General features: G+C 58.2%; 9 protein-coding genes. 3 read left to right on the forward strand and 6 right to left on the reverse strand.

Annotated features, from left to right (window positions below; genetic code table 11):
• Positions 1 to 53: 53 nt before the first annotated feature.
• Positions 54 to 1,085, reverse strand: a complete 1,032-nt coding sequence (locus HX805_RS10575) for an amino acid ABC transporter substrate-binding protein (protein ID WP_003216321.1) — start codon at positions 1,083 to 1,085, stop codon at positions 54 to 56.
• A 347-nt stretch (positions 1,086 to 1,432) separates the two neighbouring features.
• Between HX805_RS10575 and HX805_RS10580 the strand changes: the two genes are divergently transcribed.
• Both HX805_RS10580 and rhlB read left to right on the forward strand, forming a co-directional pair.
• Entirely contained in the window at positions 1,433 to 2,089 is a 657-nt protein-coding gene (locus HX805_RS10580; protein ID WP_177036201.1) for an alpha/beta hydrolase, read from the forward strand.
• 96 nt (positions 2,090 to 2,185) lie between these two features.
• The gene (rhlB, locus tag HX805_RS10585) at positions 2,186 to 3,673 is read left to right on the forward strand and encodes an ATP-dependent RNA helicase RhlB (protein ID WP_023659203.1); all 1,488 of its coding nucleotides are present in this window, start codon (positions 2,186 to 2,188) and stop codon (positions 3,671 to 3,673) included.
• 9 nt (positions 3,674 to 3,682) lie between these two features.
• Here rhlB and HX805_RS10590 read toward each other — a convergent pair whose 3' ends face one another.
• Positions 3,683 to 8,455 carry an RHS repeat domain-containing protein gene (locus HX805_RS10590; RefSeq protein ID WP_177116861.1) on the reverse strand — a complete coding sequence of 1,591 codons (4,773 nt, stop codon included), beginning with the start codon at positions 8,453 to 8,455 and terminating at the stop codon, positions 3,683 to 3,685.
• A 46-nt stretch (positions 8,456 to 8,501) separates the two neighbouring features.
• Positions 8,502 to 9,527, reverse strand: coding sequence for a hypothetical protein (locus HX805_RS10595; protein ID WP_087692829.1), 1,026 nt, complete (start codon positions 9,525 to 9,527; stop codon positions 8,502 to 8,504).
• A gap of 254 nt (positions 9,528 to 9,781) precedes the next feature.
• Between HX805_RS10595 and HX805_RS10600 the strand changes: the two genes are divergently transcribed.
• On the forward strand, positions 9,782 to 10,918 hold the full coding sequence (locus HX805_RS10600) for an FAD-binding oxidoreductase (protein WP_177021820.1): 1,137 nt from the start codon (positions 9,782 to 9,784) through the stop codon (positions 10,916 to 10,918).
• 50 nt (positions 10,919 to 10,968) lie between these two features.
• Here the strand turns inward: HX805_RS10600 and moaE are convergent, their stop codons facing one another.
• Genes moaE through moaC form a run of 3 tightly spaced genes read right to left on the reverse strand, consistent with a single transcriptional unit; the run spans position 10,969 to position 12,133 of the window.
• The gene (gene moaE / locus HX805_RS10605) at positions 10,969 to 11,418 is read right to left on the reverse strand and encodes a molybdopterin synthase catalytic subunit MoaE (RefSeq protein ID WP_087692831.1); all 450 of its coding nucleotides are present in this window, start codon (positions 11,416 to 11,418) and stop codon (positions 10,969 to 10,971) included.
• 2 nt (positions 11,419 to 11,420) lie between these two features.
• On the reverse strand, positions 11,421 to 11,663 hold the full coding sequence (gene moaD / locus HX805_RS10610) for a molybdopterin converting factor subunit 1 (RefSeq protein ID WP_003216306.1): 243 nt from the start codon (positions 11,661 to 11,663) through the stop codon (positions 11,421 to 11,423).
• Positions 11,660 to 12,133, reverse strand: a complete 474-nt coding sequence (gene moaC / locus HX805_RS10615; protein ID WP_017480021.1) for a cyclic pyranopterin monophosphate synthase MoaC — start codon at positions 12,131 to 12,133, stop codon at positions 11,660 to 11,662. The genes moaD and moaC overlap by 4 nt, the downstream gene beginning before the upstream one ends.

A 12,133-nucleotide genomic window follows, 5' to 3' on the forward strand; every position in this document is an offset into this window, starting at 1 on the left:
GGAACAGAACATCACCCGGCGGTTGGCCCACCGGGTGATAGAACCATCAGCGATCAGCGCACAGGTGGTGCGTATTGAATGCCACCGTTGGTCCACAGAGCGTTCAGGCCACGATCGATTTCCAGAGGCGTGCTCTTGCCGAGGTTTTTCTCGAACACTTCGCCGTAGTTACCGACCTGCTTGACGATCTGTACGACCCAGTCCTTCTTCACTTTCAGGTCTTTGCCGTATTCGCCGTCAGCACCCAGCAGACGGGCAACGTCCGGGTTCTTGGTGGACTTGGCTTCAGCTTCGACGTTTTTGGAGGTGATACCGGCTTCTTCGGCGTTGAGCATGGCGTAGCCAACCCAGCGCACGATGGCCAGCCATTCGTCGTCGCCGTTACGCACGACAGGGCCCAGTGGTTCTTTGGAAATGGTTTCCGGCAGTACCACGTAGTCTTTCGGCGAAGCCAGCTTGCTGCGCTGTGCGTAGAGCTGGGACTTGTCGGAGGTCAGTACGTCGCAACGACCGGATTCCAGCGACTTGGCGCTTTCATCGGAGGTGTCGAACGTGATCGGGGTGTACTTCAGGTTGTTGGCGCGGAAGTAGTCGGAGACGTTCAGCTCAGTGGTGGTACCGGCCTGGATGCAAATGGTTGCACCGTCCAGTTCCTTGGCACTTTTCACGCCCAGCTTGTTGTTCACCAGGAAACCAACACCGTCGTAGTAGGTGATGAAGCCCGGGAATTTCAGGCCCATGCCGGCATCGCGGGAGCTGGTCATGGTGGTGTTGCGCGACAGGATGTCGACTTCGCCAGACTGAAGCGCGGTGAAACGCTCCTTGGCATTCAACTGGCTGAATTTGACCTTGGTTGCGTCGCCGAATACGGCAGCGGCAACAGCACGGCACACGTCAGCGTCGATCCCAAGGATCTTGCCGCTGGCGTCCGGCACCGAGAAGCCCGGCAGACCGTCGCTCACGCCACACTGCACAAAGCCTTTCTTCTGCACGGCATCCAGAGTGGCGCCAGCCTGGGCGAAACCACTGACACCCAGTACGGTAGCCGCGGTCACGATGGCCAGGGTGGATTTCAATACCTTCATTCAAACCTCCAGTTTTGCTCTTGTTGTGTCGGAGCTCAAACCCCACCGCACCCTTATGAGGCGACATCGACCCGTGTTGGCTTTTTTTGGGGTCAAACAGCATGAGGTTTTTGCTTTAAGTCCAGTTGCTATCCCACAGGCGCCAGTCACTGATAGTGTTACCGCCTGGGGTGAGCCTTGACATCGGGTTTCACGTAGCAAGCCCCGTACCAGACTGATGGCTGAGTCGTTTCAGCCCATGGTCAAGAGCAAAAGATTCAACCTTGCGACATTCTCTTAACAGATCAACCCGTCGCGCACCGTTCCGACGCACTCAATCGGAGCGCACGCACATATATGGAGCAGACATGACCGAACCCTTGATTCTTCAGCCCGCCAAGCCCGCAGACGCCTGCGTAATCTGGTTGCATGGCCTGGGTGCCGATCGCTACGACTTCCTGCCCGTGGCCGAAGCCCTGCAGGAAAAACTCCTGTCGACGCGCTTTGTCCTGCCCCAGGCGCCGACACGCCCGGTGACCATCAATGGCGGCTACGAGATGCCGAGCTGGTACGACATCAAGGCCATGAGCCCGGCGCGTTCCATCAGTGTTGAAGAGCTGGAAGCCTCGGCAAAAATGGTTACCGACCTGATCAAGGAACAAAAAAGCAGCGGGATAGACGCCTCGCGGATTTTCCTTGCCGGTTTTTCCCAGGGTGGCGCCGTGGTGTTCCACACCGCGTTCCTGAAATGGCAGGGTGCTTTGGGTGGCGTGATTGCCCTTTCCACCTACGCTCCCACTTTCGGTGACGAACTCGAATTATCGGCCAGCCAGCAACGGATTCCGGCGCTGTGCCTGCACGGCGAATACGACGACGTGGTGCAGAACGCCATGGGTCGCAGCGCCTATGAGCATTTGAAGTCGCGCGGTGTCACCGTTGCATGGCAGGAATACCCAATGGGCCACGAAGTGTTACCCCAGGAGATACACGATATCGGTGACTGGTTGGCCGCCCGCCTGGGCTGAAAACCACCCATTGTGTAGCCGCATGACCAACGCACTACGCCGCGCCCGATTCTTGCATTACACTGGCCGGCGTACATTCCTTAACCAATTGATGAGATGACCGTGCTCAAAGCACTCAAGAAGATGTTCGGTAAAAGCGAGGCTGAGCAGCTCGCGCCAGGTTCCAGTGCCCCCGCCCACGTTCAAGGCAGCCGCAATGACGGCCAGCAGCCTGGCCGGACCGCACCTGTAGCCTCGCCAAAAAAAGAGCCGGTGACCACACCCGCCACGGTTAACGTCGCTGAAGAGCCAGCCGCCGACCAACCACGCCAGGAGCCACGCCAGGAAAAGCCGCGCCGTGAACGCGCGCCCAAACCTGTGGTTATTCCCTGGAAACTGGAAGACTTCGTTGTCGAACCCCAGGAAGGCAAAACCCGCTTTCATGATTTCAAACTCGCCCCGGAACTGATGCACGCCATTCAGGACCTGGGTTTCCCGTACTGCACGCCGATCCAGGCGCAAGTGCTGGGCTTCACCCTCGCCGGCAAAGACGCCATCGGTCGCGCCCAGACCGGTACCGGCAAGACCGCCGCCTTCCTGATCTCGATCATCACCCAGCTGCTGCAAACCCCGCCGCCGAAAGAGCGCTATATGGGTGAGCCCCGCGCCCTGATCATCGCCCCGACCCGGGAGCTGGTGGTACAGATCGCCAAGGACGCCGCCGACCTGACCAAGTACACCGGCCTCAACGTGATGACGTTTGTTGGCGGGATGGACTTCGACAAGCAGCTCAAGCACCTGGAAGCGCGCCACTGCGACATCCTGGTGGCCACGCCGGGGCGCTTGCTGGACTTCAACCAGCGCGGCGACGTGCACCTGGACATGGTCGAAGTGATGGTGCTGGACGAAGCCGACCGCATGCTCGACATGGGCTTCATCCCGCAAGTGCGTCAGATCATTCGCCAGACCCCGCCGAAAAACGAGCGCCAGACCCTGCTGTTCTCCGCGACCTTCACCGAAGACGTGATGAACCTCGCCAAGCAGTGGACCACCGACCCGTCCATCGTCGAGATCGAGGCACTCAACGTCGCCAGCGAGAACGTCGAACAGCATATCTATGCCGTGGCCGGTGCCGACAAATACAAGCTGCTCTACAACCTGGTCAACGACAACGGTTGGGAGCGGGTCATGGTGTTTGCCAACCGCAAGGACGAAGTGCGCCGCATCGAAGAACGCCTGGTGCGTGATGGCGTGAATGCCGCGCAACTGTCCGGCGACGTGCCGCAGCACAAGCGCATCAAGACCCTGGAAGGTTTCCGCGAAGGCAAGATTCGCGTGCTGGTGGCCACCGACGTGGCCGGACGCGGGATTCACATCGACGGCATCAGCCACGTAATCAACTTCACCCTTCCGGAAGTGCCGGACGACTACGTGCACCGGATTGGCCGTACCGGCCGTGCCGGTGCTGCGGGCGTGTCCATCAGCTTTGCCGGTGAAGACGATTCGTACCAGTTGCCGTCAATCGAAACCTTGCTGGGCCGCAAGATCAGCTGCGAAACGCCGCCGACGCATCTGTTGCGTCCGGTGGAACGCAAGCGCCCTTAAGCCAAAGGCTCAGGCCGAATTCCATTCGGCCAGGATCGGTTGGCGAACACGCGAGGCCTCCTGCGAAAAGGCCTCATGGAAAGTGAAGCTGCTGCCCGACATATCGACAAGGCGATGGGCCTGAGGCTGGGGTTGCGGCTGCCCCAGTGGCTGCTGCAAGTTCTCGGCATCGCCCCCGATAGGCGCTGCCGGTTGGCGCTTTCTGATCCGACCGTCGACCGAGCGGTACAGATTGACCACGCGCAAGCCAAAACGCGTCACCCCCCAGGCTTGGCTTGGCAGCGTAATGTCATTGAAGAACTTGTAAGAAGCACCGGTCAGCAACTTGCCAGCGGCCTGCAATCCAGCCCTTGCTTGGGAACTCAATAGACTGAAGCTTCGGACCGCCGGGCTTGCGGCGACTTCAACCGCCCGGGAAGCGCCCGTCGCCGCTATGCCTGCGCCCCCTAAACTGGCCGCGACACCCACCGCTGCAAAGGTCAGCGATGCCCAGTTCAGGACGTTGATTTGACTGGAGCGATCCCAGCCCATCTGATTGTCGACCGCCTCAACGCTCAGTGCGGCAATCCCCAACGTCCCACCTACCGAGGCCGCGCCTGAGGCTACCAACAGCGCGCTCTTGCCGGCAATGGTCAGTGCAGCGGCTTGAGCGCCGATGGCAGCGAGCAAGCCCGCGGTTGCAAGCCCAGCGGTGACCACCGACATGCCCAGTGCAACACCGGTCAGTGCCCACCGGGCCCATGTTGGAAAACTGAAGAGGCCGCTGGGGTCCGACCAATTCACCGGGTCACCGCCACAATAGGCGTAGCTGTTGATCCCGCCCTCGTCAAAAGGACTGAGGGGATCAGGAGAGAGAAGCACCATCAGTTCGGGGTCATAGGCACGGCGCCCATTACCCAGGTGATAGAGGTTGACCGGTACGTCCAGCCGCTCGCCGTTGTAGGCGGGCAATTGCATTTCCATCATCGTGGGCGACACGTCATCCCGCAACTCGATCCTGGCGTCACCGTAGGGTGCGTAATGCCGGCGCACCTGGTCCGTGATCGGTGCCACCACACCGCGGACGCTGCCAGCGCCGTCAAGAACCAGTAGTTTCTGGTAATTACCACTATCTCGGTAGGCCACCACCTGGTCACCGTCGCGCACGTAACGTGCCCGCATGCTGACCTGCGCCAGCGTGTCGAGCCGATCCCCGGCATAGGCCAGCATCACGGGAGCTTCGTTGCCTCGCGCAGCAAGCACCTGGCGTGCTTCGCCGTCGTACTGGTAGCTGTACTTGTCTGTGGCGGTCTGTACAGCAGTGAGCTGGTCAAAACCGTTGTACGTGAAACCGCGACCGAAGGTGCCCTGTTGCAAATTACCGGCGGCGTCATAGCTCAGGGTCAGGTTTCGTACCGGGTTTGTATGGGTCAGGTGCGTCAGGCAGGCAGGGTCCTTACCCTGGAAAAACCGCTCGCTGCGGTCGCTACTGCCATCGATAAACGTTGTCCGCACTTCAGTCATATTATCGAGACCGTCATAACTGAAACGCTGTTCCTTGATCGCCCGATCCAATTTATCCATCGGGTATTGCGTGCCCTCGCACACATAGGATTTGAGTCGCGAATAACCATCGTAAGTGAACGTCTCGCCCGTGACCACGGCGTCATTCGCGTCTTTCAACGTGCGAGTGGCCAGCAGGCCATCGTCGTAATAGGTGCTGACAATGTTCTGCAGTAGCGCACCGTCCTGTTCCAGCTTGCGTTCCGACTCACGCCCCCATGCGTCAAAGGTCACCGAGTCGGTAAGACGCATTTGATAATTGAGGGTTCGCGCCGAAAGGCGGCCCAGACTATCGTAAGTCCGGATCATGCGGACGAAACCGGTGGTGGTCTGTTGGAGGCGTCCGAACTGGTCATATACGAGGTCACTGTGCTGCCCATCCGCCGCGGAGTGCCGCAACAGCCGCCCACCCGGCGAATAACTCGTCAGGCTAGTCAAGGGCTGGCTGCCCAGCGTCTGGACTTCCTTGGCGAGATAGCCGTTCTCGTCGTAACTCATCTCATGCTTGAGCCCGGCGGTGAGTGATTGTCGCATCGCTCCACTGATGGGGTCGTACTCAAGGTCTATCGGTGCATGCCCTGCCATCTTGACGCTCGTTAATGTCTCCAGCTCAGGATCATGACCGTACTCTTGACGATCACCGCGCGGCGAAGTCACCGCCACTGGCGCAACCTGGTTGGGCTTGTACTCCCAGGTCGTGGCTGTTGCGCTGCCGCGCGCCTGGGAAATGACGCGGTCCAGACTGTCGTATTCACGCGTGCCAACCAGCTTGCTGTCTACGGTGAGGGTGCGCACCATTGGCTCGCTGGTGCCAAGCGCATACGTCGTCAACGTCTCACGGGGTGGCGTTCCGTCGGAAGGGGTTTCCAGGCTGCGCACCACACGATCAAAAATGTCATAGGTGTATTCAGTCCGGGTCTTCCTGGCATCGACGCGCTCCGTGCAGCGGCCCAGCCCGTCATAAGTCCGGGTTTCCACCACGATGCGTGCACCGCCAGCGCTCACCCGCTCAACCCGCGCCGGCTGATTGTGTTCGTTGAACCAGGTTTCCAGTTGCGCCCCACCTTGTACCCCCGTCACCCTGCGATTGAGGAGCGGGTCATACTCGTCGATCAGTACCCGACCATCGGGTTGAGTTACCGTCCACGGATTGCCCCAAATGTTATAGGCGTGACTGGTTTTCAACGTACGCGGCCCATCCCCCAGATAATCCAGACGGGTTTGCTTCACGAGCCGCCCAAGTGCGTCGTACCCCCAGTCCCCCAGGAGCCTGTCATTGCCTGCAATACCATCAAGCGATTGTGCAGCAGAGAGCTGGCGTCCCATGCCATCGAAATACGTAAAGAGCACGGTGCCTTGTGCGTCCGTGGTGACCAAATGGGCCATCTTGGCCCCGGCCGAAAAGTGATAGGCATAACGACGTCGGGCCATCTGGAGCGTGGCTGGCGCGGCGGTTTCCGATGTCAGCCGCCCACTGACATCGTACGTCATCGCCAGGCTGCCGACGGCATCACGTGTCATGTCGAGCAGACGCTGATTGGTCAGTGACCACGTGCGCGCGGACTCGAGCCATTGACCAGGCTCACGCCCCTTCAAGCTCCGGACTTCGGTGATCGAGTCGCCATTGAAGGTGCAGGTGAAATCGGAGACCAGAGAGAGTTTGTCGATCGTCGTCGTGGAGCTTTTCAAGCGACCATGCAGGGCGGGGTTGGCGGCCACAGAATGATAGGTATAAGACGTATGGGTGCCCCCTTCAAGGTTGATGGCAAGCGGCATGACGAAGTAGCCGCCCCCCGTTATCGAGACGTCGGTGTGGGAATGTTCAGTGGTCCGAGCCGCAGTGGTCGATCTGGCCGGGAAAAGCTTTTCCAGCTTCAGGTAACGTTGAAAGAGTCCATGGGGGTCGGCAGGGCATCTTCGAGGCTCGCCGGTCACCGGGTAATAAGTGTATTCGGTGCGTACGCCGGAGGCCTCGGTGCGGCTTAGTTCGTTGCCGAAGTCATCGGTGGTAATACTGACCACTTCCGCCCTTGGGGGGTTGCCACCCTGGGGATACAGCTCAAAGGTCTTGGTGATGCGGCTCGGAAGTTGGAGATTGGCGGGCTGATTTGGAAACTGGATGCCCAGAACTTCATTGTAGACAGTCTCGGTTTTGACCTGGCTGCCATTGGCTAGCATTAATTCCTCAGTCATCAGGTGAAAACGATTATAAGTGGCGCGGGTCGACCGCAGGGGCTTGACATTATTATCAACGTAAGTTTCTTCCGCCCAATAAGCGTACTCGCTATCCACCCGATACAAATTATCCTGGCCCTGGCGGAATCCGCCATTCAGAGGATATCCCGTGAAGTTACGGTTGGGACTGTATTTATAAGATCGGACGACAGAGGGCTGCCCGCGCCCAGGGTTTTGCTCCCAGTGGGTGACGACCGGAATATACAAACGGGCATCGTATTGAAGCCCATTGGGGTTATACCGAATTATCTCTTGCCCCCCCATGGGTGTCATAACCTGCGAAATAGCCACCATTGCGTCAGGCAACCTGAGGTACTGAAACGAATAGGCCTCACTTGCGACTGGCCCGGCCAGGTCATAAGGAACCGTGACCTTGGTCAGTTGGTTGTCGATATGAGTATATTCAAATCGCGTACGGGCATAACGATTACCATCAATTAGTGTATCGGCGGTTACCAGCGATCCGGCGGAATACTTCAGCATCAACAGGTCGGTTTCTTTATCGTCAACAATGCTCTGCAATAAGTTATTACCGCCATACCGGAAGCTCAGCCGCTCGCCATTTTCGAACTGGATAGCACTGATCTTATAGGGACCGGGAATGCTGAGGGGACGCAGGATTTCGACAGTGCCATCCTTGTAAATTACGTGCAGCGTATTTTGCGCAACCCGTTTTATGGTGAGGTCCTTCAACTTATGGTCGGTAATAACAGCATTGTCCCCTACGGAGGGCAGCCCTTGGGTTAGATATTGTTCACCGTTGAGTAGCGTAAGCTTGAAGCTGTTCGGGTCAAATTCGGTATTCGACAAGCTCCAGCCTTTACCGTAGCCACTGTTGCGGGTATCCATCATCGAGAACGCCAAGGCAATCTCTCGACTGACCTCTAACGGCCCTTTTGGGCTCAAGACTGCCAAACGAATCAGACACCCATACTGCCCGGTACGCAGGTCAACCGAACCGCCGAGGTGGGCACTGAAATTAAACGCGTTCGAATAGATGTCCATAGGTCCACCGCTTCGCACTTGGAGAGGGGATGAAATGCCTGGAACGTCAGGGTTTTGAAGTGGCGCGCAGCACCATCACATTGTAATTGTCGGTCTCGGTCAGGTAATAGTGATGCGAGCAGCCATAACTATCGACCATTGTCCAAATACTGGCCCCTTGTTGATCGGTGTTGGGGTTATCCAACCAGGCCTTGACTCGCGCAGCACGCATGATGGTATTGCGCTTGTTCGCAGGAATTGGGTCATTTCCCCCTGAAGATTTTTTCAGCAGGCTATTCATTGTGATGTTTCCAACAGTATTACCCCGTATGACACCGCCGATCTGTCTAATACCGTGCCCAATGTCCCGAGTGTAGTAAATATCAAAGTGATCCCCCTGAACAGATGAATCTTTTAATTTTACGGGATCAGTCGGAGGTATATTCTCGACAAATCTCAACCCAAGGGGGGGCGTCCAATAATAAATATCCACATCCACACCCTGCACTGAAAAGGCGTCGGTATCAGCCCAATGATCGAGCCGCTCAGCAGACAATGTATAGGGCTCTTGACACTTAACAGTGACAGATGATTGATAATTAACATTATCTCTCTCCATATTAGTTGTATATGTTTTACGTCCCACCGTAATTTTTGCCATAAACTGCTGATTACCACTTGATCTCAGATCACACCTCAGGTATCGCTTCTCATTTTCGAGCGGACCAATACCGGGCATCGGCTGAATAATAGGGTTAGAAGGGGCTGTAGCCATGCTGGGTTCCTCAAGCACCCCCGACCACCGACCCATGTTAAATTCGTTCCTTTTTGTATCACAATACCATCCGGCCGGAATTGTCGCTTCTGGGTTTGTGGAATACTCAACCACCGTGGCACTTTCAAGCTCCGTCGCCTCAAAGGCTGCCAGCTCCCATATACCTTCAGCGTTTCTCCTCTCCTTTTGGACAATTATATTGACTTGACATTGCTGTTTGCCACCCAGATACACCTCATTATTAACTACATTGCCACCATCGCGAGGAAATTCAATATCAAACGTTTTTAAACGAACATTGGGATCTTCCGCTTTCATTTCCTTCTCCTTATCCAACATAGAGAACAGTTATCATCAACGCCACATCTTGTACCGGCCTGATGCAAGTAAGCGCTTTATAGAAGGGACCGCCTACTGTTAGAAATAACAGTTTTTCCGGAATTTTCAGGTCAAAAGGAAATAGCGATTTCCTGCTTTATCGCCAGGCTGAATATAAATGTGAAAGCGGGCTTGTGGAGGAGCAAGCAAGCCTGCACATTTGGTTTCAGCATTTTCAAATCCAGGAGGAACACATGAACCAGGCCGACTACCTCATCATCGGCGGTGGCATCGCCGGCGCATCCGCCGGCTACTGGCTGTCACACCATGCCCGCGTCATCGTGCTGGAACGCGAGTCGATGCCGGGTTACCACTCCACCGGCCGTTCCGCCGCCCTGTACATCGCCGCCTATGGTACGCCCCAGGTCCGCGCGCTGACGCTGGGCAGCCGCGCCTTCTTCGATCAGCCGCCCGCAGGCTTTGCCGAACACCCCTTGCTCACCCCACGGGGCGAATTGCTGGTGGACTTGATTGGCGACCCCGGTGAGTTGCAGCGCCAGTACCTGAGTGCCAAAGCCCTTGTGCCAGAAACGCGACTGCTCGACGTCGAGGAGTCGATGTCCATGATGCCGATCCTGCGCCGGGAAAAAGTCCATGGCGGGATCTACGACCCGACCGTGTGTGACATCGATACCGATGCGCTCTATCAAGGTTACCTGCGCGGCATTCGGCGCAATGGCGGAGAAATCCACACCGACAGTGAGGTGCAGAAACTGACCCGTGACGGTCAGGGACTGTGGCAAGTGCGCACGGCCCAACAACACTTCAGCGCCCCGGTGATCATCAACGCCGCCGGCGCCTGGGCCGACCATATCGGCGAGTTGGCCGGTGCACAGAAAATCGGCCTGCAACCCAAACGTCGCAGCGCGTTCGTCTTCTCTCCACCCGCCGAGCTGAACATCCACGCATGGCCGGAGCTGGCGGCCCTCGATGGTTCGTTCTATATGAAACCCGACGCGGGCATGTTCCTCGGCTCACCGGCCAATGCCGACCCGGTGGAGCCCCACGACGTGCAACCGGAAGAGCTGGACATCGCCACGGGCATCTATCACATCGAGGAAGCCACCACCCTGAGCATCCGCCGGCCTGCGCGGACCTGGGCCGGGCTGCGCAGTTTCGTCAGCGATGGTGATCTGGTCTGCGGGTTCGATCCACAGGTGGAGGGATTATTCTGGATTGCGGCTCAGGGCGGCTACGGGATCCAGACGTCTCCGGCGATGGGCCAGGCCAGTGCGGCGCTGGTGCGCGGCAAGCCTTTGCCGGATGCATTGGCGGCGTTCGGGTTGACCGAAGCGATGCTTTCTCCACACCGGCTGCACGCCTCGACCTGACCTGTGTGGCGGGGGAGCTTGCTGTGGGGAGGGAGCTCCCTCGCCACACGTTATTTCCAGCGGTCAGCGGCTGCGTGATCGCTGTCGCGCCCTTCCACCCAGCGTGGCCCTTCGCTGGTGTTTTCCTTCTTCCAGAACGGAGCGCGCGTCTTCAGGTAGTCCATCACAAAGGCGCAGGCATCGAACGCGGCCTGACGATGGGCGCTGGCCGCCGCAACAAACACGATCGGCTCACCCGGCTCCAGGGCGCCAATGCGATGCAACACTTCCAGCTTGAGCAGCGGCCAGCGTTGCTCGGCCTCCACGGCGATTTTGCCGAGGGCCTTTTCAGTCATGCCCGGGTAGTGTTCGAGGAACATCCCTGCCACATCCAGGCCATCATTGAAGTCGCGCACATAGCCGACAAAACTCACCACCGCGCCTACGCCCACATTGGCCGCATGCATCGCATTGACCTCGGCGCCGGGATCAAACGCCTCGGCCTGCACCCGAATCGCCATGGTCAGCCTCCGGTCACGGGCGGGAAGAATGCCACTTCGTCGCCAGCTTGCAGCGGCTCTTCAAGGTCGCACAGTTCCTGGTTACGAGCGCACATCAGGCTGGCCTCATTGAGCACTGCGAATTCCGGGTCACCGGCCAATGCCTGGCGTACAGCGTCGACCGTCGCGAAATCGCCTTCCATCTCCAGGGAGTCCAGGCCAATCGCTTCGCTGTAGCGCGCAAAAAACAGTACGTTGATGCTCATGCCTGGTCCGCCTTGAAATGCCCGCTCTTGCCGCCGAGTTTCTCCAGCAGCCGAATGGTTTCGATGGTCATGCCACGGTCCACGGCCTTGCACATGTCGTAGATCGTCAGGGCGGCAACACTGGCCGCGGTCAGCGCTTCCATCTCCACGCCCGTCTGGCCGGAGAGTTTGCAGCGGGCGATGATGTGCACCGCGTCCAGGCCATCGGCGCTGAGTTCAACCTTGACCCCGGTGAGCATCAACGGGTGGCACAGGGGAATCAGATCACTGGTTTTTTTTGCGGCCTGGATCCCGGCGATACGGGCCACGGCAAACACGTCGCCCTTGGGGTGGGCGCCGTCGACAATCATTTTCAGGGTCTCGGGCAACATGCGCACCCGCGCTTCGGCCACGGCTTCACGGAACGTCACGGCTTTTTCAGTGACGTCGACCATGTGGGCGCGACCTTGGGAATCGAGATGAGTCAGCAC

The sequence above is a fragment of the Pseudomonas sp. G5001 genome, assembly GCF_013385475.1.
Lineage (GTDB): Bacteria > Pseudomonadota > Gammaproteobacteria > Pseudomonadales > Pseudomonadaceae > Aquipseudomonas.